Source organism: Butyricimonas hominis, assembly GCF_014287455.1.
Classification (GTDB): Bacteria; Bacteroidota; Bacteroidia; order Bacteroidales; family Marinifilaceae; genus Butyricimonas; species Butyricimonas muris.
The window spans coordinates 32,510-52,564 of the sequence record NZ_JACOOH010000005.1; the positions used below are offsets into that span (position 1 = coordinate 32,510).

23 protein-coding genes and 1 pseudogene are annotated in these 20,055 nt (G+C 47.1%); 10 read left to right on the forward strand and 14 right to left on the reverse strand.

What is annotated here, in order from left to right; translation table 11 throughout:
• Positions 1 to 33: 33 nt before the first annotated feature.
• From H8S64_RS11540 to H8S64_RS11605, 14 genes and pseudogenes are all read right to left on the reverse strand, one after another.
• A complete protein-coding gene (locus tag H8S64_RS11540; protein ID WP_186976204.1) occupies positions 34 to 2,220 on the reverse strand; it encodes a type IV secretory system conjugative DNA transfer family protein in 2,187 nt (728 codons plus the stop codon).
• A 27-nt stretch (positions 2,221 to 2,247) separates the two neighbouring features.
• Positions 2,248 to 2,907: an Lcl C-terminal domain-containing protein gene (locus H8S64_RS11545; RefSeq protein WP_186976624.1), complete on the reverse strand. Its 660-nt coding sequence runs from the start codon at positions 2,905 to 2,907 to the stop codon at positions 2,248 to 2,250.
• 17 nt (positions 2,908 to 2,924) lie between these two features.
• On the reverse strand, positions 2,925 to 3,437 hold the full coding sequence (locus H8S64_RS11550; RefSeq protein ID WP_186976205.1) for a hypothetical protein: 513 nt from the start codon (positions 3,435 to 3,437) through the stop codon (positions 2,925 to 2,927).
• Positions 3,434 to 4,285 (reverse strand): conjugative transposon protein TraN, encoded by an 852-nt coding sequence (gene traN / locus H8S64_RS11555; RefSeq protein ID WP_186976626.1) that lies wholly within the window; start codon positions 4,283 to 4,285, stop codon positions 3,434 to 3,436. The genes H8S64_RS11550 and traN overlap by 4 nt, the downstream gene beginning before the upstream one ends.
• Before the next feature lie 31 nt (positions 4,286 to 4,316).
• Complete coding sequence (locus H8S64_RS11560) at positions 4,317 to 5,123, reverse strand: DNA-methyltransferase (protein WP_186976206.1); 807 nt, start codon at positions 5,121 to 5,123, stop codon at positions 4,317 to 4,319.
• Positions 5,124 to 5,136: 13 nt separating this feature from the next.
• Positions 5,137 to 6,288, reverse strand: coding sequence for a conjugative transposon protein TraM (traM, locus tag H8S64_RS11565; RefSeq protein ID WP_186976207.1), 1,152 nt, complete (start codon positions 6,286 to 6,288; stop codon positions 5,137 to 5,139).
• A 6-nt stretch (positions 6,289 to 6,294) separates the two neighbouring features.
• Positions 6,295 to 6,777, reverse strand: coding sequence for a DNA N-6-adenine-methyltransferase (locus H8S64_RS11570; RefSeq protein ID WP_186976208.1), 483 nt, complete (start codon positions 6,775 to 6,777; stop codon positions 6,295 to 6,297).
• Positions 6,778 to 6,787: 10 nt separating this feature from the next.
• Positions 6,788 to 7,156, reverse strand: a complete 369-nt coding sequence (locus tag H8S64_RS11575) for a hypothetical protein (RefSeq protein WP_186976209.1) — start codon at positions 7,154 to 7,156, stop codon at positions 6,788 to 6,790.
• Between the two features lie 12 nt (positions 7,157 to 7,168).
• Positions 7,169 to 7,783: a conjugative transposon protein TraK gene (traK, locus tag H8S64_RS11580; protein ID WP_117703420.1), complete on the reverse strand. Its 615-nt coding sequence runs from the start codon at positions 7,781 to 7,783 to the stop codon at positions 7,169 to 7,171.
• Between the two features lie 29 nt (positions 7,784 to 7,812).
• Positions 7,813 to 8,946, reverse strand: coding sequence for a hypothetical protein (locus tag H8S64_RS11585; RefSeq protein WP_117703421.1), 1,134 nt, complete (start codon positions 8,944 to 8,946; stop codon positions 7,813 to 7,815).
• Positions 8,947 to 8,957: 11 nt separating this feature from the next.
• On the reverse strand, positions 8,958 to 9,734 hold the full coding sequence (locus H8S64_RS11590) for a DUF5045 domain-containing protein (RefSeq protein ID WP_186976210.1): 777 nt from the start codon (positions 9,732 to 9,734) through the stop codon (positions 8,958 to 8,960).
• 19 nt (positions 9,735 to 9,753) lie between these two features.
• Positions 9,754 to 10,479: a hypothetical protein gene (locus H8S64_RS11595; RefSeq protein ID WP_186976211.1), complete on the reverse strand. Its 726-nt coding sequence runs from the start codon at positions 10,477 to 10,479 to the stop codon at positions 9,754 to 9,756.
• The gene (locus tag H8S64_RS11600; protein WP_186976212.1) at positions 10,476 to 13,013 is read right to left on the reverse strand and encodes a GumC domain-containing protein; all 2,538 of its coding nucleotides are present in this window, start codon (positions 13,011 to 13,013) and stop codon (positions 10,476 to 10,478) included. Before H8S64_RS11600 ends, H8S64_RS11595 begins: the two co-directional genes overlap by 4 nt.
• Before the next feature lie 11 nt (positions 13,014 to 13,024).
• Positions 13,025 to 14,380, reverse strand: a pseudogene (locus tag H8S64_RS11605) (TraG/VirB4 family ATPase); the annotation flags it as partial.
• Between the two features lie 258 nt (positions 14,381 to 14,638).
• Between H8S64_RS11605 and H8S64_RS11610 the strand changes: the two are divergent.
• From H8S64_RS11610 to H8S64_RS11655, 10 genes are all read left to right on the forward strand, one after another.
• Positions 14,639 to 15,313: a hypothetical protein gene (locus H8S64_RS11610; protein WP_186976214.1), complete on the forward strand. Its 675-nt coding sequence runs from the start codon at positions 14,639 to 14,641 to the stop codon at positions 15,311 to 15,313.
• Between the two features lie 176 nt (positions 15,314 to 15,489).
• Complete coding sequence (locus H8S64_RS11615; RefSeq protein ID WP_129662236.1) at positions 15,490 to 15,783, forward strand: hypothetical protein; 294 nt, start codon at positions 15,490 to 15,492, stop codon at positions 15,781 to 15,783.
• Positions 15,770 to 15,925 carry a hypothetical protein gene (locus H8S64_RS11620; protein ID WP_186976215.1) on the forward strand — a complete coding sequence of 52 codons (156 nt, stop codon included), beginning with the start codon at positions 15,770 to 15,772 and terminating at the stop codon, positions 15,923 to 15,925. The genes H8S64_RS11615 and H8S64_RS11620 overlap by 14 nt, the downstream gene beginning before the upstream one ends.
• A gap of 190 nt (positions 15,926 to 16,115) precedes the next feature.
• Positions 16,116 to 17,039: a hypothetical protein gene (locus H8S64_RS11625; RefSeq protein ID WP_186976216.1), complete on the forward strand. Its 924-nt coding sequence runs from the start codon at positions 16,116 to 16,118 to the stop codon at positions 17,037 to 17,039.
• A 16-nt stretch (positions 17,040 to 17,055) separates the two neighbouring features.
• Positions 17,056 to 17,568, forward strand: a complete 513-nt coding sequence (locus H8S64_RS11630; RefSeq protein WP_186976217.1) for a hypothetical protein — start codon at positions 17,056 to 17,058, stop codon at positions 17,566 to 17,568.
• 9 nt (positions 17,569 to 17,577) lie between these two features.
• Positions 17,578 to 17,829, forward strand: coding sequence for an Imm32 family immunity protein (locus H8S64_RS11635; protein ID WP_186976218.1), 252 nt, complete (start codon positions 17,578 to 17,580; stop codon positions 17,827 to 17,829).
• A 63-nt stretch (positions 17,830 to 17,892) separates the two neighbouring features.
• Positions 17,893 to 18,387: a hypothetical protein gene (locus tag H8S64_RS11640; RefSeq protein WP_135993795.1), complete on the forward strand. Its 495-nt coding sequence runs from the start codon at positions 17,893 to 17,895 to the stop codon at positions 18,385 to 18,387.
• A gap of 100 nt (positions 18,388 to 18,487) precedes the next feature.
• Positions 18,488 to 18,856: a hypothetical protein gene (locus H8S64_RS11645; protein WP_186976219.1), complete on the forward strand. Its 369-nt coding sequence runs from the start codon at positions 18,488 to 18,490 to the stop codon at positions 18,854 to 18,856.
• Entirely contained in the window at positions 18,853 to 19,584 is a 732-nt protein-coding gene (locus H8S64_RS22400) for a hypothetical protein (protein WP_222621178.1), read from the forward strand. The genes H8S64_RS11645 and H8S64_RS22400 overlap by 4 nt, the downstream gene beginning before the upstream one ends.
• Entirely contained in the window at positions 19,568 to 20,038 is a 471-nt protein-coding gene (locus H8S64_RS11655) for a hypothetical protein (RefSeq protein WP_186976220.1), read from the forward strand. The genes H8S64_RS22400 and H8S64_RS11655 overlap by 17 nt, the downstream gene beginning before the upstream one ends.
• Positions 20,039 to 20,055: the final 17 nt, after the last annotated feature.

Here is a 20,055-nt window from a genome sequence, read left to right on the forward strand (position 1 = left end):
ATTGACTCTCTTATCTTATCTCAGCCTCGACCGCTATTTCGCTCCGCGTTTGTTCAGCACATCTTTTATCATTTCTTTGACATCCAGCCCGACTTGCACAAAATTCTTGTACAGGATGCGTTCTCGCTCATCCCTTGACTTGAATGTATAGAACTTCGGTAACGGTACGTAACCGGCTTCCTCTCTTTTAATCTCCCTCATGTCGAAGTCGGTTTTGCAGAAAAACTTCGTGGTTTTGAACTCCTCCGATTCCTGAATGTTCATCGAACCTCCCGTGCCGGTTTTCGTCTTTGTGAAGTCTCGCGCCGTCTGGCCGCAGATCCATCCCGTCGCCATATCCGAAATCTTCGAGGCAGGTACAAGGGCATCCATGTTTTCATTGAGGTTGATACTCGTTTTATCCCGGTCGATGGTCACACCCTTTTTGACTTGTACCACCTTACCGAAGATGTCATTCGACAGCCATTCCAACGTTTCTTTCGCACGAGCCGAACCGCTTACCACGTTGCCCACCGTTGTGATGATTTTTTGCATTCCGACCTTTCCGTAGTCGGCTTCCAATTGCGGCAATTCCTGAAATCCCAGCGTCACGCTTACTTTATTGCTTCGCGCCGTACCTATCAGTCGGTCAATTTTGTGGAAATACAAGGTTGGCAACTCATCTACGATGATGCTTACTGGAATGTTCTTTCCCTGACCCGTATTCACACGGGTAACAAGTCGATTTAGAATCAAAGCGTTCAGCGCACCGATGATACTCTCCATTTCCGGATCGTTGGCTATCAGTAGATAGCTGGGATTCTTCGGGTCGCTCACTTTCAGGTCGAAATCGTCACCGTCACGATGGAAGACCCAGTAGCTTTCTTTGGTGGCCAAACGCGAAGTATATACACGCAGCGTACCTATCATACCTTCCAACTGCTCCATCGCTTTGTTCTTCAACGCGGTTTGGAACGGGCCGAGCAAAGGAGCAACCTCATTGTCTGTCTCCAACACCTCGAAGATGGTCTGGTAACTCTCATTGAGGAACGACAGGATATGCGGCATATCCGAGTATTTACCCAGCCAGTAAGCAGGCTCCACGATGTTGCCACCCTCACGGTCACGCACCACTCCGGTCGGCTTCCAGAATTTCGTTTGCGGATCTTGCCGCTTCTCCGCATACAGCTTCTTGCCGTTGGCATCATAGGGTTCACGTTCGTAATTCACGAAGAAATAGATGCAGGCAGCAAGGAAGTTCACCGCTGAAGTCTGGAAAAACTGGTCGCTACCGCCGCCACCTTCTTTCTTGCCCTTTTGTAGGGATTCCAACAACGTTTCCGCTGTTTCACTCGCCGCAGCGAGGTTGTTGATATACTTCGCCTGAATCGGATTCACCCGTCGGCTGTACTCTACATCCACAAAGTTTATGATGTTGAACTTGCACCCTTTGGGCACTTTGCCGAGTTTCTGGTTCTTCTTATAATGATAGTATAACTTGGTGGCAAGTGTCGGAAATTTATAATCATAGACCACCATCGCGAAGCCCTTGGCACTATGTTGTCGGATGAACGGTTCTATGATGCTGAACGTCTTGCCGCTGCCCGGAGTTCCGACTACCCATGTGCCCCTGAAACAGTTGCTTATCGAAATCCATCCCTTGCGGAATTTGCCTTTATAATAGTACCGCATCGGTATGTTCACGCTGTATTCGTTCTCAACTTTCTCCTCGCATTGCTCGAAGCTCTCGTTCTCGAAGTTAAAGCGGTCTTTGCCCAGCCCTTCCTTGATAAACTTCGAGATATTATCCAGTGCAATATGCACCAATATCACACCTACCAGCGTGGTAGCCATGTAGAAAATGATATTGAGCGGTAAGGTATAAAACCTTGTTTCCATCGGATGACGGAACAGCCATACGGACAGCACGATCAGGAAAAGTCCGCTTACCAACGGGTATAACACCTGCCTGCGTGCATCAAACTCCAAATGTTTCTTGTTGCGTGTTCCGATACAGGTGATGCAGATGAGTAGGAACGTGGCGACCTTGCTGTACACAAGATTGCCGTCGTCGTATATCATCCACCGTTTGATGCGCCCGTGAATATCGATCAGTATGCCGCCCCAGTGGTCAAGTATGGCCGGATCGATGGCATACTCGAAGAACTCCAATAGCACGGAGATATAGATGACCGCACGGAATATCTTGTAGAACCCTTGTAGCTCTTTGCTTTCTTCCATTGTTTTGTCCTTTCACGCTTTTCGTTCCTACTTGTTCAGTGTGATAATCGGCCGCACCCGGTGCGCCTGTGTCTTCGGTGTTTCCTGCATTGCGCCACTACCCAATGAGTAAAGCCACGCTTTGGCAATCTGTTGCCCCTTGACCTCCGTCGATGTCCAGTACCAGCAGTCTTCGTCTGTATTCTGTGGCAGCGGATCACCGCCGCATTTCGTCACAATGGGATTGACCGTTTCCCGGATGGCATACAGTAAACGCATCTGCGCCACCGAGGGGACGTATGCACTCTGCCCGTACCGCCATAAATCGAAGACCGCTTCCGCCATAGGTGAAGCCGTCTCGCGAGTGTCGTATAGTGCAAAGGTGTTCGTATTCCCATCGTAGGCTCCTATATCGGCCGACGTACCCTGCTCGATGCCAAGACTGTCGGCAAATGCTGCAGGAGCAATCTCCCACAGATAAACCGCATAGCCGTTCCCTTCCGTACCGTCACGTTTTTCAGTATCAAAGACAACCGCTATCGCTCGTTTCCCAGATTGCTCATATTGCACATAGGGTAATGTTGTACCGTCCTCACAGAGGATATGCCCCGGACGTACAGCCGTGTCGGGCATGTCGATATGGGCGTCGCAGGCAGCGCACAGTCCCGCTGTCACTGCCAGTATCATCGTATGTATCTTCCGTATCATCATATTTCCGTTTTTTCTTATTTTATCGGTAGTTTCACTCCTAACACGACACCCGTGCGCAGCAGATCCGCGCCCTTTATCATCATGTCGCTCTTTACCTGCCAATACAGCGTCCATCCCGACCGCAGGACATAGTTATGTTCATAACCCACATGGATACCGGCAAGAAACTTTTTCGTATTGCTCCCTGCCGAAGCTCCGATACGCAGACTGCCGTAATGGTTGCGTCCACGCACCACACAAGGCTTGTAAGCCACGCCTAAGCCGTAGGTGCGATAATTCCGCCAGAAAGATTCCGGGCAGACATGGCCGCACGAGCCGCATTCTGCCCATTTTATATAGCCATTGGCAAAAAACTCCCACGCATGGCGATAGTTCATTTCGTGCTCGTAGGCGAGCGTCATATCCATGCCGTTCTCATACAGCAGCCCCACACCAAACGAGAGGCGACCGCTGTTGCGCTGGGCATTCGCATTTATAACGAAGCACACGCAGGCAAGCACCAGTATCATCATCTTTTTCATCGTCATTCCTCCTCCAATAAAGTTGTGTTGAACGAATCGGCGGACAGCACATCTTCATAGTCTATGTTCAGGCTGATATTGCGACCGCTGATTTGCCGCTCCGTCATTTCAATAGTCAGCAGCTTGTCGTTCGGGAATGTCATCTTCTTCACCACAATCACATTGCGGTAGCCATGCCGGAACGTCTTGCCATGTTCCAATACCAAGGCAGGTGTCAGTTCAATGATCTGTGCGTTGGTTGCTTTGGCGAGTTTTTTGTCCGCTAACTTTACCCGTATCTCGTCAATGTCGAACCGAATGTTCGTCTTGTTCTCTATGGAGAAGTCTATGAAGAAGTAGTCGCCAACAGCATAGATATTATTCAGGCGCATCACCATACGGTGAGCTTTGGTGGCGACATTACGGAATTTCGCAGGTGAACTCCACACGCGCCTCGCGAAAAGAACCATCTCTGCAGTGGACATCGAGACAGCCGGGTTGTTATAAGCATCCCGTTCATGCAACAAGATTTCTTTATCTGTCACCGCCTCTTTCATTCGTGTGGTATAAATGAGCGCGTACTGCGTGCGGTATCGCTCCGTTACAATGGTTACAATAGCCAGCACTTCGCCGTCCTCGTATCCCGTATCCTTGGGCTTCAGCCGGATGATGTTCTCTATGGGCTGGTCGCCTGCCACCTTGTCGGTGGAAATATCCACCATGCGGACAGGTTCCGATGCCGTAATGACGGTCGTTACCTGTTCATTGACCGTCAGCCGCTCCATCTCCTCATAGGTGCGCTGGGCTTGTGCGTCATGTGCAGCAAACATTCCTGACGCTATAAGAAATGCTGCCACGATTCCTTTCTTGTTCACATTCATATTCATATCATTGATATTGTTGATTTTATTGGTTTCCGTTATTTATTTCTCGATTCCCTTCTTTCGTTCCGTTTCTGCGTTTCAATTCTTCCTGAATCCGATGTCCGGCAACCTCACAATACGCCGGCTCGATCTCGAATCCGATATAATGCCGTTCCGTGCGGATGGCGGCAACGGCAGTTGTCCCCGAACCGATACAATTATCCAATACCACATCCCCCTCGTTGGTGTAGGTGCGTATCAGGTACTCCACCAGTGCGACGGGCTTCTGTGTCGGGTGATAGAACGCCCCCGTCCGATGCTCTTTGGGTATGGATATGACCGAAGTCGGATATTTCCAATCGGAGATATGTGAGGGGGTAGGCTTCATTGCACCATAACAGCGGTTTGTCATCCTTTTGAACATTCCACGAGGATGATTCCTTTGTCCGGGTTTGTAACTCATCTGCGGATGATACACTGGCTGTTTTTGGTAAAATACTAAAATGTCTTCATGTTGACGCAAAGGCATTCTGTTGGCGTTCAGATGACCCGTCACACGGTCTTTGTGCCACACGAGGTTGTACCGCCACATCCGGGGCTGTGACAGCATGAGCCGTGCGGAGAAAATACCCTGTGCGAAGAGGATAATCGGGCTTCCCGGCTTAGTAATGCGCCGGTACTGCTCCCAAAGCGGTTCGAGCGAAATTTGTTTGTCCCATCCGGCCGACTCGTTTCTGCGGTTCAGCACACCATAGGGCAAATCTGCTATAACGGCATCAACGCTGCTGTCCGCAATGAACTTCATTCCCTCAAGGCAATCCATATTGTATATGTTGTCCGTTTCTATCATGGTTTTCGTTTTTTTACTGTTTATCCTGACCGTTCACCAAATACACAAACGTGCCGTATTTCAGCTTCACCTTGTTTTTCTTGATGGCCTTGCCGATGGCGTTGCTCGTTTTCTGGTAAGCATTCGTGGCGGCCTGCATTCCCCATTGGGTAAGGCTGTTGCCGTAGCTTCCGGTATTCATGTTCATATTGCTCGAAACCGCACCGCTCGCCACATCCTTGCTCGTTTCCCGGAACTGGCTGTTGGGCACATACAGTCCCTCCATGCCGTCTGTGTCATACAGAGACAGACTGACCTTTACCAATTCGTCGTGAATGAGAATGCTGGTGATATTCCCCTTCACGCGCCCTGATGAGAAACCGCTCATGGTGGCGTACAGGTATGAGCCGCGCTTGACCACGCACTCGTTGATCTCCACATCGTCAAGCAGGCGCAATCGCACGCGCGAGCCGTCCACCGCTTTGATGTCCTCGTCGATAATGGCCTTGATGAGTTTCGGTTCATGGGCATCTTTCGCCAGCGTGTTGAAATAGTCCGAAGCGGTCTTTACTTTTCGCACGACCTCGTTGGGAGGCTCGTTATCGGACGGGGCTTTTACCGACCGGCTCTCTTCCTCTATTTTGCCCTTGACCTCTATGGCCGCCGCAGGCATCTGTACAAATGCCGCACTGTCCGTTTCAGAAGGTGGCATTACTTCATTCTGCCCTCTCAGTCTCGCTTGGGCGAGGGCTTTTTCCAGCTCTGCGAGAGCTTCTTGCTCACGTGTCTTGGCATCGGCAACTTGCGCTGCCGCAGCTTTTTCCTGTTGTTGTTCATCGAGCAGGGCGATGTCGTCCTGCGTATATTGAGATTCATATTCTTCTTTGTTGCCATCGGGTTCGTCTCGTTCTATGTTATCCACTGCGGAGTAATCCTGTATCTTACCCCACGATTTCGCCATGTTCTCGTACTTGCTGCCTATGCCGTCTCCACCCTTGATTTGGGCGTCCGGCAGGTCAGGGTTCAGGAACTCCGTCGTCTGGAGCGTCTTGTCTGGAATCTTCGCCGTTTCGGTATGGAACAGGTCGAAGATGAAATACGATGCAACCAATAGCGGAATGTACAGGATGGCCGGAAGCATATACTTCGGTTCCTTGAAATTGATTCTATCTGTTATTTTCATCATGCGTCTTTAATTGATTTGTACATACTTGCCTTCAATGGTGCAGTTTTTCAGCACCTCTGCATTGTCCTTTCCGAAAGCGATTAGGATGCTTCCGCAGCCGGGAGAATCACCTCGTGTCCCGTCCGGACGGTAGAATCGGATACGGTGGCGCAGGAATTTCATTCCGTCCGCTTTCTCGAAGATGACATCTTGAAACATCTTCGAGTCGCATCGGTTGAACAATAGTGCGATGCCGTTACCATGCTCCGCCAGTTTTCGGACAAACAGTTCGATAAGAGGGCGCGAATATGGAGGATTAAGCCATACACGCCCTTCCCATTTTCGCGACAGTCCGTCCATGTTTCGGTTATACATGACCTCGGCCGTCGGCCACAGCGGACGAACAGGAGCGCAAGGATCAAGGTCGAACTTGCCCAATGCTTCCAATATCTCTTTAGGTGTGTACCATTCGTCGGATGAATGGACTGATTTTTCAAACCGTGTATTCATAGGCACTGTTTTATTGCAGCTCATCCGCTTTATTTTCCCTCATTTCAATTCTTTGCAACCTTTTGTGCCGCTCCCGCAGCACCGAATCCTGCATCTCTGTTGCCGTGCGCGTCGTGTGGCTGTAATGGTATGCTATCGTGAGACGATAGATATTCCATATGAAACCTCCGATGGCGAACCCGAAGATGATGACTAAGAATAGCGTCCTGTGTGTGTTGGCAAACCCTTGTACTTTGGCGGCCGCCTTGTCGATGCGTGTCGCTCGGGCGAACTTGCGCCCGGCTGTCACTTCCCGTTCATACCGGTCTTTGTATTGCGGATCGTTCTTGTCCGGCATCTTTTCACCGAACAGCATCCGCCTGAATCCCTTAATATTCATAATTACTGCTGTTTAATAATTGGCTTTTGTCTTCTGTTCGATATCCTTGTTCAATAGTGTGCGCCAGTTCACGATGAGAAGTCCGTGCGGATTGTTCTCTGTCCGGGGCACGCGCTTGAGCTGTCCCGCCGTGACCAGTTCGCGCATAAGAATGTTGCTTCGTCGCTCAATGCGCTGACGTCCGTAGTAGGTGAACTCCATCTTTTCTTTATTGAAAGCTATGCTGTCACAGTAGATAGAAAAGACAGAACTCGTACCCAATATATTGGAATAGAATCCCTTTTCTTTGAGAGTATTGTATTGTGCCAATCCTGTTTCATCTACCAGATACATCGCTTTCTCCATCGTGTACCGGATATACTTGTCGTCCGGAGGCAACGTGAAAAAGAAATGATGAAACATTTCCACGTGGCTCTTGGCTTCCACGTCAAGCGTTTCGTCCATTGTCGTGCGGTTCACGAGGATTGGCACGTTACCGTCCAGCACGTACACCTTTTTCTGCGCATCCGTGACCATCGTGCGAGCCGTCCAGATGCTTGATACGCTGATGATGATGCACCCCACAAGGAACGCGGTGCAGATAATGCCCACCAGCCTGATTTTGTTTTCCAAGTTCTTTATAACCATAGTTGTCAAATATTTATAAATTCAATCATTTATCTCATTATTCCACCCATCGCTCCGGTAGCTGTCATTTTGGCCTGCTGTGCCACACCTTCACCGAAGTTTCGGGTTGAGAATGCCGTGTCGCCTTCTGGAATCATCCATGCCGCCAAGTCCGGCACGAGGTTCAGGCACTTCAAAGCCACGATGCTTGCCGCCATCAGATAACCGGCGGAGAAGAAGCTGTTTTGCAGATAAGCCGCCATTGTCTGCTCGCTGGCTGTGATTGCTGTCAGGTTCTCGATTTGGATGCACAGCACAATGTCAAAGAGCAGCAAGACATAAAACCCGACGAAGTAGAGCATGGCTCCATAGAAATGCACCGTCAGGTAGCGTGTCAGCCACTTCGCCCAAGCACCTTCCCATTTTGGCAAGATGCTGAACGCCCATTGAATCGGGCCGAATATTGTCAGCATACCGAGTAGGATTTGCTGGCAGTAGATGGTAGCCCACCATCCGATACGGAACACCACAAGGGCAATCAGCATGATGATTTTGTCTATCCCCACGATAACGCCTGCCGTCAGCGATGTGAACCAAAGTTTCGATGCGTCTTTCTCCATGTTTGTTACCTCGTCCACGCCGGTCTGTTCCATTGTCGCCTCTATCAGGTTGGGATCGGAAGTTCCCGTGTGGGCGACATCGGCCTGCGCCTGCAGGTTCGTGTACATCGTGTCCCGTACATGGATGAGTTGCTGCACCTCCTCGAACCTGTCCGAAATCTGTGATGCTTCGGCCTCGTACAAGTCGTGCGTGTACGATCCGATACAGTTCGGGATATAGGACAGAAAATCGAGGAAGCACCAGTTGCTTCTACTACCTGCCATTCCCGTGTCCGCAGGCGGATACCACCAGCAGATGATAATCGACACGGCCAACGGTCTGAACAGCTTCATCACGTCGAGCGGTTCGTGCTTCACCATCATCTTGTAGGCGATACCTGCCGCCATAACGATAGAGAAGAGTGCCGCCAGAGCCATGCACATCTGCAAAATCCACCAAAAACTCCCCTGTGCGCCGGTAAAGGTCGCATCCGTCAGGAACTCATTGGTCTGAAAAATGACATCATCTATTTCCTCTTCCAACAGGTTGATGCCGAAATCCGAAAGTATATCTCCGTTTGCCATAACCCGTATTTTTATTTTCCTCTGTTTACCGTCTCATCCCCGTCGCTGTCACCTCCGCCGTTCCCATTGCCGTCCGACTGCGCACCTCGTACCGCAAGGCGTGATTTCTGCCACCGGTTCATGGCATTATGGACAATGCTGCCCTTATGCAGGGTGCGGTTGTCCGTTGCGTTCAGCAGCGCACTTGTCACACCGGCATTCTGCCGTTTGGCAAGGAACAACACGAGCGTTTCATTCTGTCTCGCCACATCCTCATAGATGCGCAGATACTCCTTCTTGCGTTGCGAATTGGGCATATAGGCATCTTTCGTAGCGTCGATGGCAGACTGATATACATGGTAGTATTCCGTCCACCGCTCTTTGTCTGACGGAGTGCCGCCGGACAGGAGGATTCGGTCGATGTTGCGTTTGAACCGCTCCATCTCTCCATTGACTTTGCTGCCCTCGGCGAGCCATGCAATGTCCACTTGCCGGTCTGCGACATTCAACGCCTCGATTTTCGCTCGTTTGACCAGAGCGGAGTCGATGGATTCCGCTTCGTCCGTCTGATTGTATAGATTGATACCTGCGAGCGTGCGGAACGAGAGTTTGTTCTTGGCCGCCGCCGACTTTTTGTATTTGTTGTGAAGCACGGAGTAATAAAGGTCGGGGGATAGTGTCCCTGTGCCCGTTTCCATGACCGTGACCTGATTCTGTTTTGACGAATCGTGGTTGTACGTCACATACTGCGCGTGTGCGGCCGACGTTGCAACAACAGCAACCGCCATGAGTAAAAATCTTCTGTTCATATTCTTTTCCCTTTTATCGTTAATGTTCCAATCTTCCGGCTCCGCGCCACCGCCCGAAGGCATCGTCAAGAATCTCCTGCTTGGTGCGTGAGCGATATACTTTTGCTTTCCAGTAGCCGATACGAACCTGTATGTACCGCCATGTCTCGATATACGCCCGGTTCAGATGCCGCTCGATGTTGTCCAACGACCGGTTGATCGCTTCCAGCACCATCAGCAGGTCACTGGTCGAACAGGCTGCCGCACCTGTGGCATACAGCACGAGGTCGCTGACCGACTTGTATAGCTGTTCTCCTTCTGCGGCAATCGCTCGTAGCCCTCTTGCGTTGATGGCAATAATCAGCGTGTCCGCGGATTCAATGTGCCCTCGTTTCAGTATCTTCGCATTGAAGTCATCCAGTAATTCCTTGTAATCACCAATGCGGTCGCTGACTGCCGTATAAGTGTTTTTTACATTCAGCACCGTGCGTAACGACTGGTACATCACGTCGATGACGTCGAACGCACGGGTGTACCGGTCGAGATCTACGTTCAGTTCCTTATAGTTTCCGACTTCCTTCCGGCTGTACTCGTGCAACAGTTTGTTGCTGTACTCCAAAGTGCTGCGTGCAAGCAGCAGGCTGCGTTGCTTCTTATGATCATTGATGTAGGCTTCGACGGAAACCACATCGAAAGTCCACTGCGCTTTAGCGATACCGGGCAGCAGGACAAACAGCATGAGGGTAATAATCAGATTCCGTCTCATTGCCGATCCTCCTTTCTTTCAACCCCGTTTCGGAGTGTCCGTGCGTTCTCTACCCAGCGGTCATGGCACTCTTCCACAAGTGTCAGCCGGCGTCCGGCATCCATATCCAGACCGGGCAGTACATCCTTCATTACATCGAGGATGCTCCGTTTGTAGTGCATCATCTTCTCCAAGGACACAAGGTCAGCATATATCTTCGTGATACGTGAATCCACCTCCCTTGCGATTTCGAGGCGGTCACTCGACCACAGCAGATGGTACACATCTCCGGTCGGTGTCTCCTCCGCAGGTGTGGTACGGGCATATTCTGTCGTTATCTTACACGAGGGGTGTTCACGTGCAATCTCCGCGATGCGGTCGTTCACTATTTTGCTCTTCTCCGCATCGGACAGATTCGGGTCTAAGGTCAGTACGTCAGCGACGTGTGTGTCGGTATATTCCGAGGTCAGCTCCCACCGTATCTGTATGATGGCGCGGTGTATCTTGATCCCCAGAAAATATTTCGGTTTACGGGCTATCGAGACTGTTGCCCTGAACGTGATGATACCGTTTATATTCGGCATCGTCGCTTTGCGTACATACGAGTAACCGGTCCATGCTCCGCCGTCCTGCCACGTAAGGCTGTATGCCGCCTTACAGTCTTGCATGATGGCCGGGATGCGGTAATAATCATCCGTCGCCACGCTGTTGTCGTCTGCGGCTTCTATTTTCGCCTGGCTGTAGTCGGATTGTTTTTTCTTCCATTCCGCCAGCTCACCTTTCAAGCCGTCTATCTGTGTCTTGTTCGCATTGTATTGCTGGCGATAGACCGCCGCATCCTCGATGCTTGCCGTACTGATTTTTTTCAGAAGAGCCGTATTTTCGTCCTCCAAAGTCCTGATTTGTGCTTCAAGTGCGGAGACTTTGGCATTCGCCTCACTCAACATCGCATCCAGCTCCGAGAGGTCAAGGTTGTTTTCCGTGACCGAAGTCTGCATGGCGCACTCTTTGGTGTGAGCGTTCAGTGAACTGCCGCACTTGCGGCATTTGTACTGGGTGGAGCCTTGTCCGAGCGTCACTCCGTCGGAACAGGTCACGCTGATGGTCACGCTCTCGCATCCTTTCAGTTTGGCAGCGTCCGTCGCCTGATAATAGTTCCGCGTACCGGAGGATATATAATAGGTATAGCCGTCCTCATTCTCGTTGAACTCCGCAAGCCGCACGTTTAGTTGCGCCCGAAACGTGTTCAAGTCCATAGAGTAGGAATCGAAGACATCTTCATAGACGACCTCTTCCTTGTTCCAGCTCTTGCTCACATGGATTTCGTATGCGTATGCTTTCTTGGTCTGCTTGTTTTTCTTGCTGATGATATAGGCACTCATCCAATAGTTGATACTGTAGCTGAACCCATCGTTTTGGTTGTTCAACTGCAGCACGCGGTTTCTCGACCAACCGGCATGATTTTCCGAGTTGGCAAGCACCTGTTCCCGTTGCGAGGCATTGGGATAGAAATTCGGGTCGCTCGTGTTGAAACGTACCCATGCGCTTCCGTTCAGGATGCTGTTGTCATCCGTCGGAGGATAGTAGTCGCACAGAGATACGCTTCCTTGGTCGCGCCGGGCGATATACCACCGCTGTGTGTAATAGCTTCCTGTGGCCTCGCTCAGGTAGTCGCTCATCCATCCGGCCAGGTCATAGTTCCCGAAGCCGAACAGTCCGGCGACATTATCCGTACCTCCGATTTTATCGAGCAACATGGCTCCGATGCCGTTCTCCGCCTGCTCAAGCAAACCACCATAGTGGTCATACAGGGAGACGATGGCTCCGAGTTTGCCGTTCATCAGTTCGTGGAAGGCACTTTGGGGCAATAGCGCGTCACCTATGTTGGCGATGCCGGCAGTCGCAAGACCGACCCCCATGTTGTAAAGGTTGTCAAGGTCATTTTGCAGGTTTTCGCGCGTAAAACGGTTCGGTACATGGGCAAGGTCGTTCATTATCCGCTGCCAGTCGATGTTACCGGCTTCCGACAGTTTCAGCAAGGGGGCGATATCCGGATTGATTTCGAGGAATGCGATGTCCGAGAAGGTCAGCGTGCTGTTTGTCACCACGCTCTCGAATTGCATACACAGACTTTTGGTATCGTCGCAGATCTTCATCAGGTAGCTGCCCCAATAGATAGCCGTCTGCGGTGAGTGAAGCATCTGTTTCGCTACGACCCATATCTTAGGCATGATTTTCTCTGCGACCATCCGGTAGATGCGCCGGTAATAATAGTTTTCCGTTCGGCTGTTCCATATACCGAGGTCGGTCAGGGCTTTATGCTCCAAAAACTTGGAGGCGAAAATTCCGGCTGCGGCAACCTCTGCCGCCGTGTAGTGCTTCAGGATGTCATCGACCTGCTCCCGATAATATCCTTCAGCAACGGCTTCCGTGCCGAAAGCAGCTACCATTGCCGCAACGGTGCGTGTGTCGTAGTTTACACTGTAATACTGTGCATGTACACTCTGGCAGAGTGAGACCGAGACGATTATCAAAATCAGGAGAAGTCGTTTCATATCAGTCGTATTTATTGGGATTCACACTCGGAACAGAGATTGAGCACATGTCCGGTCTCGTTTACTTTTTGAGCGAACGGCAGCGACTTGCCGATGCCACTGGCTTCCCAATCGCGGCAATACGCCTCGATAGCTTCCTGATGGCTACATCCAAGCTCTTGCTTGTACAGTTTCAGAGCCTCTTTCTCTGCCCGTTCCGTCGTGTAGGTCATATAGCACTCATGCGGTTCTTCCACGCCATACACGCCGCTGGTCGTGCCGCGACGGATGAAAACTTCCCGGAAGAAACTGCGTCCCTCCTTGTTCTCAAGGCGGTTGATTGTAAAAATCTTCTTGCAGTCCACATCGGTCAAGCCAAGGATTGCCTTGATGGTGTCGAACCTTTCGCGGAACTTGCTTTGATCAAGCAGCATCACCACGTCCGAATTGTTGATAATCGCCTCTTTTACGATTTCGCTGCCGATAATATCCTGTATCTCCTGCGTTACCACGCCGACACTTGCCCAGAATTTACGGGCTGTCTTATACATAAACTTGATGTACTCCGCCATGAGCGGACTGGCGATGGCTTTCCATGCCTCTTCGATGACCAAGACTTTGCGACCCTTCTTGATACGCATTTTCTGAAGGAATACATCCATGATAATCAGCGTAACAAGAGGGAAAAGGAGAGGATCATCTTTTATACTGTCGATTTCAAAGACGATGAAGGTCTCATCGAACAGTGAACTGTCCATGTTCTCGTTCAGTGTCTTGTCGTGGTTCCCGCCCCGGTAAAAGTCTTTCATCATGTAGCGGTAGGTCGATATGTCAATGCCCGTAATGCGGTTCTCATCACAGATGTCTGGAATGCGTTGCACGGAGTATTCATAGAAAGAATTGAACGAAAGCTCTTTTACTTTCAGTTTCATGCGCCTGCTTTCTATCTTGTTGATGGTGTCCTCAATACGTGCGGCACGTTCCTGCTCGCTTTCGCCCTTTTGTTCACCGCGATTGCGGTCGTCGATGACAAGGCTTTTGCGCAAGTCCTCCCGTTGCTGGGGCGTGAAACCCTCGAAACCGTTAAAGTAGGCATCATAATATTCCGTGATGACGTGTTCTATCAGGCGGTCTTCCGTCTTGGTAATCGTTCCCTGCGTCCCTTTCCAGATGAGCAGCACAAGATTTTTCAGAAAGCCCGTTTTCTCCACGTTCATCTCCTCCCGGTTGATGCGGAACGGATTCATCGTGATAGGCTTTTCCTCTGTGTATGATATATACTTACCACCCAGATACTCGCATAGACCTTCATAGGAGTTACCAGTATCTACCATAACGACATCGGTGTTCTGTTCATGAAGCTGACGCACGACCGAGTTCATGTGGAATTGATTTTCAATGACTTTTACTGCTGATAATCAGCTATATAAGAAAATAACGGTACAACTATCCGTTAATGAAAAGAGGGAGTGAAAAAAGTTGCTATGAGGGAATGAAAGGATTAGAAAAGGAGTGTGTTTTGGATGAAATATTTAACTATATTTTAACGGTTGATAGATATTTTTATGATTTAGAGTGGAAAGCAAAGAGACAATAAATTTCAAGGGAATACGCTGTATGTCAGCGAAAATGTGTAACTTTGCGATATGGTAACATTGATAATGCTAATATTAGCTTTTGCAGTAATTCTTTCTTTTGGGCTAATGGTGAAATGTCCAAAATATGGTCTGTGGCTATATAAAGGAGCGATTTTTGGGATTATGATAATCTTTTTATTTGTAGCTCTCTTTTTCTGGCTGGGAGGAAATGCGGATGCTACCGCTCTTAACATCAATCTGCACCCTTGGAAGAATTATTTGCTATATCGTGTCTTTGCTGCGGTAGCTTGTGTAATGGTTTTTCTTGCTATATCCCAGTTACCTTTATTATTTGTCAAATGCTATGCCAAGAAGATAAAAAAGCAAATTGTAAAATATGAAGGGGCGGTCTATGCCGTAACATTGGTAATCGGGGTTATATGTCTTTCTGAATTTAGTGGCGTGGGTAAATTACACGATGAAAAATTGCAGGCTGGTAATGAAGTGGTAAGGCTTATAGATGAATACAATAAAACCCATAAAATGCAGTGCCAATCACTTTCGGACTTGGGATTGAAGCCAGTTGGTGATAATTTTTATGAATATAAGGGTATGTGGTTTCTATTGGATGCGAATGACAAAGCTTTTGAATTGCGATTTTGCAGTCCATATGGTGGGGACATTAATTATGATTATACATATTCAAGTGATGTTCAAGAATGGGATGATACTATAATCTGGTAGTTGCATTTACGGTTTGTTGTTATGCCGAATACATCTAACGCCTATTGCGCAACAAACTCAACGAAGTTCTCGAAATCATCATGAAATGGATTTAACGCTATATGGAGTTGTCAAGGCATGGCGTGCGTCCTGGAAACTGACTGATAAGCAATATAAAATCTAATTCAGTAAAGTATATGAAGGTATTTTGGGCAAGTATAGAATACAAGTATAAGGAGAATCCCGTAAAAGGTGGATTTGTATATGTCTTTGTCAAGGCTAATTCTAAAACAGATGCATATGAGAGAATTACAAAAGAATTTCTGGATATGAAGTTGTCAATATCCGTTCTTGAGTTCTTAATCCAATACGATAAAAGCACAAAATGGCACAATGAAACTGAAACGAAACACTTTATGGATTTGTATAATTCTGCAAATATGAATAGTGGCTGTGTTTTTGACACATTCTATGCTTATGAGCATGAATAGCGTTTCATGTGGAGTTGTCAAGGAATTGCTTACCACTGCTGAAAATCAACGCTATATACAATTCAAGAAACAAGCGAGGTACAAACTACGTTATTTAGCAGCCAAAACAGAAGGGAAAGGCAGGGAAATGGGGATGCAATAGCAGAATCGAGCTATAAAAGGATAATATTTCAGTTTTTCACTTATTTCAAACACTTTACGCATAGTAACGTAACGGTTTTAGCGAGAATTGTATTAATTTTGCGGCTCAGACAATAATCTCGTTTTGAACTTTCATGCTCTGATGGGACATTTGTCACATCGAATGTCGATTATTCGTTGTAACTTTGCGTATGGCAACACTCTATAAGATATTGATTCTGTGTGTTGGCTTTGCTCTCTCCTGTAACCTATGGGCGCAAAGTCAGGGGAATTCTATGCAAACAGACACAAGTCCGCTTAAAATTGAGCGCGACGCACTTGGCGCAATGTATTATTGGATAGACAATAATGCGCTTGATCTTGCTCGAATTGATTATAGCGATTTATATGAAACATATATGACCCCGATTGAAGGGCAATTGTTTGAGGACTGTACTCAGCTATTCATTGATGGTAAACTGCGTTTAGAGCCTACCTTTCTAAAAACATATAGTTATTGGGGTGACTACACTTATGATGCTCCTGTCAACGGGATACTTGGCAATGATTTCAAGCGGATAGAAGTCTATTTCTATCCTGATGCGGTAAAAACTGATTACGTGACATACTCCGTAAAGGGGCGAACAAAGGTGAAGAAGAATGTCTGCGATTTTTCGGGAGAAGTCAAAATCAAAAAAATCTACCATGTTTTTGAGCGTGACGCTGATTCTCCTGACTACTATAAAATTATCGCCGATTATTCGCTTAAGGAAGATTCTACACAAAATGGAAGCGGAGTGTTTCACGGCATAATGGGAGCATACGGATATGTAACGAATGATGCACCGGAAGTCATTAAGTTAGACAACACAGATCAGGACGGCGACGGATATATGAACCGCTCCTATGTCGGCACATGGCAAAGCTACAAGAATCCTGCGACAGTAAAACGCTGTATGTGGGGAGATAACCGTCTGCCATTCCGCTTTGATTTTGATATAGGAGCCGGAGAAATTGTTATCAATCCCAGATATTCTACTCCGGAATGGGATGATTTCTTGCAGTGGAAAGACCTTGATGTTGTAGAACCCGAAAGCGGTGATAGCCGTGCCACCTATAAAAATCCGTGGTGGTGATCTTTGACAATATCTTATGACAGCAGCAGAATTTGTAACCGCAATAAGAGCGATAACTCCAAACGAATGTGAGCTTTCGATGATGCCTGAAGGCTTTGCTCAAATATATTTGGGTGAGTTGCACATTGGCGATAAAAAAGGACATCATATTACAGAGTCGAATGATGCCGTCATAGACCTGATTAATAATTATGATGTTTCCAAGCTCACAATTATGATTTTTAGTTTTGTCAAATCTGATGATTTGAGGGAAACTGACCGATTTATATACTTTGGATGGCGGGAGGCTTTTCCTCTTGCCATTCTTAAAGAAACCGGAGAAATAGTAGAAATAGACTGGGCTGACGATGAGCGCATAATGAGTTATATTGCCACAGATCAGCAATCATATCTTGACCTTCTTTTTGCATTGGAGCAAAACAGTCAGTCTGCAATCTTTTCGGAAAAGAATAAATGGGGTATTGAACATGTAACCAATATAGCCGGAGGAAGTAAGTATAAGGAGAATCTACTGGATTTATTATCATAATATAACGATATGGAAATAGATGTACCTGAATATAACGTAAACACCGGACTTCGGCTTTGCTGGAGCGATGGTTATTCCATCAAAATTTCCACAAATGACAATGAGGTCATTATCTCAGCTAATCGAGAGGGGTTGCTTTCGTTAGCAAATCATTTGTTAAATTTGGCACAGGCTGAAGTGCCTTGTGGCACACATATCCATTTGGACGAATACAATGCGTTGGAAGATGGCTCATTAGATTTAATCATTGAGAAAATATGAAACTGACCGATAAACGATTTTGGAACGAAGAGAACAAAAAAATAAAAAGTCGGAGAACCCTATATGGAAAACAGATTACAGTTTCTACTAAGAAAAAATAAAGGGAAGCAGTATCTTCCCGAATATCAGGAACAACTGTCCAAACTTGTTATCGGTGACAATTTCAAGATATTGAGTTTGGAAGACTCCGATACAATATCTGCGGAAATTATACAGAACGGCGAATTGTTTCAGCAGGGCAATGTCGCTTGGAAATCCCAACGGATTCCGTTTTTGGAGAAAACCGAATTGAAACAGATTCTGTTACATATCGGGAGAAGATATGACGATGCGGTTTATATGGCAATCAAGCATTCCGACCTATGTGGCAGAGTAGTCTTGAATGGAATAGATTTCTTTAATGCCGATTTTCAATATGAGGATGAGCATAGCGGACTGATTGTGTTTTACGACCTAAGTTTAACCAATTCGCTGGTGATTGATTTCTACGAAGAATGGAATGAATATTATTATGATGTGGAAATATACGGTAAAGATTGGTCGCCGAATTGTATATAACAATAATGAAAAAATGTCATAAACATATCTGGAATAAAATTCTAAAGCATCCATTGTGGTATCTCTTTGGGATGTTTGTATTAGTGAAAAGAAGTTAGCGATGAAAAACGAAATTTATCATACTATAAATGTGATTGGTTGTGAGTGTTCAGTTAATTCTATTGACTATGATGCTTCCGACCTTATTGTTGCGCTTGACCGATTTGACAATAATAAGACAGTTACAATCCGATTTAAGAATGTATTTGCGTATAGAGTTACTCTTGAACATTTTAGAATTATTGAGGTAATGGACGGAGTGACTTCTCATCCATTATACGAGGTCAGTAATTCTATATATTTGAATGAAGTGATGGCAACAGGCATGAGAATGTTATACGGTTCTTCTCTCAATGTGAAACACTATGCCATAAAGACAACAGAGCATATCGTTGATGTATTAACTTCTGAAGCCTATATCATAGAATGAAACTGACCGATAAACGATTTTGGATATTTGAGGCAATGGCTTTGTTGTCATCGTTTCTAACAGTAGGCCTACTTCGGTTTTTTGAATCCGGGCCAATGGAACTGGATGATTTTTTTACGCTCTACTTCATTACTTGCCTACCGAATTACTTAATCGGACAGGCTGTAGCATGGAAGGTATTTAAACGAGGCAGTTGTTTGAAACTTGGATTGTTAATCTATGTGTGTTGTATTATAGCCTTTGCTATTATATTGGTCGTTGTCTGCGTGATTGATTACTTGTTGTATTTCGAGCAGAGAGCCGAGATTGTTCAGTCCGGTATGTCTCCGGGATTTACGGCAGCCGGAGTATCAGTTTTCATCTTATTGTATTGGACAGTCTTATCTTTTGTTCCCTCCATGATGGTGAGCGCGCTTTCTGCTGTGTTCAGACTTATTCCACAGAAAGAAGTTGATAAAAGAGATGCTGGAAATAATTTCTGTCCTGTTTGCGGCTATCCACTTGGCAATTACAATCCGTGGGGTGATGATGGAAAGACACCGACATTCGACATTTGTCCTTGTTGCGGTGTAGAATGGGGCAATGAGGATTATACTCCTGAATCCCGAAAGGAATATCGCAATAAATGGATTGCAGCTGGAGCAAAATGGTTTGACCCACAGAAAAAGCCTGCGAATTGGAATCCTGAAGAACAGCTAAAGAACATAGCCTATGAAACTGACCGATAAACGATTTTGGAAGTTTGAGGCAATGATGCTGATTTGTGGCGTCATATTGTTTTGCCAAATGTTAGTCGTACTTTTATGCAATGGAACCGAGTTTGAATCGTGCAACGGGGCTGTGCTGATATTGCTGTTGCCTGCGTTGTGCCTATATTTTGTTATATCCGGCATCCCAACATGGGTGCTGTATAAAGGAAACTCTTGGCTGAAACTTGCTGGATATCTGTATCTCTTTTCTGCCTTGCTACTGATAGTTCCGTTATTAATATTCTTATTCGACTGGAATCCTGTTACGGCAAATATGCGACCGGGAAACATACCTGCGGATGAGGGCAAATACATTACAGACAACGAATTTATAATTATGATTTGTACAGGATGGGCGGCTCTCCTCATTATCCCCGTGTTGATTACATCGTATCTTACTAAGCGATGGATTGTAAAAAGATGCCTGATATAACGAAGGAGATTTATAAC

Excerpts from the sequence above, each read along its gene's own strand:
- H8S64_RS11540 (WP_186976204.1), bottom strand. The coding sequence starts at position 2,220 with ATGGAAGAAAGCAAAGAGCTACAAGGGTTCTACAAGATATTCCGTGCG.
- H8S64_RS11545 (WP_186976624.1), bottom strand. The coding sequence starts at position 2,907 with ATGATACGGAAGATACATACGATGATACTGGCAGTGACAGCGGGACTG.
- H8S64_RS11550 (WP_186976205.1), bottom strand. The coding sequence starts at position 3,437 with ATGACGATGAAAAAGATGATGATACTGGTGCTTGCCTGCGTGTGCTTC.
- H8S64_RS11560 (WP_186976206.1), bottom strand. The coding sequence starts at position 5,123 with ATGATAGAAACGGACAACATATACAATATGGATTGCCTTGAGGGAATG.
- traM (WP_186976207.1), bottom strand. The coding sequence starts at position 6,288 with ATGATGAAAATAACAGATAGAATCAATTTCAAGGAACCGAAGTATATG.
- H8S64_RS11570 (WP_186976208.1), bottom strand. The coding sequence starts at position 6,777 with ATGAATACACGGTTTGAAAAATCAGTCCATTCATCCGACGAATGGTAC.
- H8S64_RS11575 (WP_186976209.1), bottom strand. The coding sequence starts at position 7,156 with ATGAATATTAAGGGATTCAGGCGGATGCTGTTCGGTGAAAAGATGCCG.
- traK (WP_117703420.1), bottom strand. The coding sequence starts at position 7,783 with ATGGTTATAAAGAACTTGGAAAACAAAATCAGGCTGGTGGGCATTATC.
- H8S64_RS11585 (WP_117703421.1), bottom strand. The coding sequence starts at position 8,946 with ATGGCAAACGGAGATATACTTTCGGATTTCGGCATCAACCTGTTGGAA.
- H8S64_RS11590 (WP_186976210.1), bottom strand. The coding sequence starts at position 9,734 with ATGAACAGAAGATTTTTACTCATGGCGGTTGCTGTTGTTGCAACGTCG.
- H8S64_RS11595 (WP_186976211.1), bottom strand. The coding sequence starts at position 10,479 with ATGAGACGGAATCTGATTATTACCCTCATGCTGTTTGTCCTGCTGCCC.
- H8S64_RS11600 (WP_186976212.1), bottom strand. The coding sequence starts at position 13,013 with ATGAAACGACTTCTCCTGATTTTGATAATCGTCTCGGTCTCACTCTGC.
- H8S64_RS11610 (WP_186976214.1), top strand. The coding sequence starts at position 14,639 with ATGGTAACATTGATAATGCTAATATTAGCTTTTGCAGTAATTCTTTCT.
- H8S64_RS11615 (WP_129662236.1), top strand. The coding sequence starts at position 15,490 with ATGAAGGTATTTTGGGCAAGTATAGAATACAAGTATAAGGAGAATCCC.
- H8S64_RS11620 (WP_186976215.1), top strand. The coding sequence starts at position 15,770 with ATGAGCATGAATAGCGTTTCATGTGGAGTTGTCAAGGAATTGCTTACC.
- H8S64_RS11625 (WP_186976216.1), top strand. The coding sequence starts at position 16,116 with ATGGCAACACTCTATAAGATATTGATTCTGTGTGTTGGCTTTGCTCTC.
- H8S64_RS11630 (WP_186976217.1), top strand. The coding sequence starts at position 17,056 with ATGACAGCAGCAGAATTTGTAACCGCAATAAGAGCGATAACTCCAAAC.
- H8S64_RS11635 (WP_186976218.1), top strand. The coding sequence starts at position 17,578 with ATGGAAATAGATGTACCTGAATATAACGTAAACACCGGACTTCGGCTT.
- H8S64_RS11640 (WP_135993795.1), top strand. The coding sequence starts at position 17,893 with ATGGAAAACAGATTACAGTTTCTACTAAGAAAAAATAAAGGGAAGCAG.
- H8S64_RS11645 (WP_186976219.1), top strand. The coding sequence starts at position 18,488 with ATGAAAAACGAAATTTATCATACTATAAATGTGATTGGTTGTGAGTGT.
- H8S64_RS22400 (WP_222621178.1), top strand. The coding sequence starts at position 18,853 with ATGAAACTGACCGATAAACGATTTTGGATATTTGAGGCAATGGCTTTG.
- H8S64_RS11655 (WP_186976220.1), top strand. The coding sequence starts at position 19,568 with ATGAAACTGACCGATAAACGATTTTGGAAGTTTGAGGCAATGATGCTG.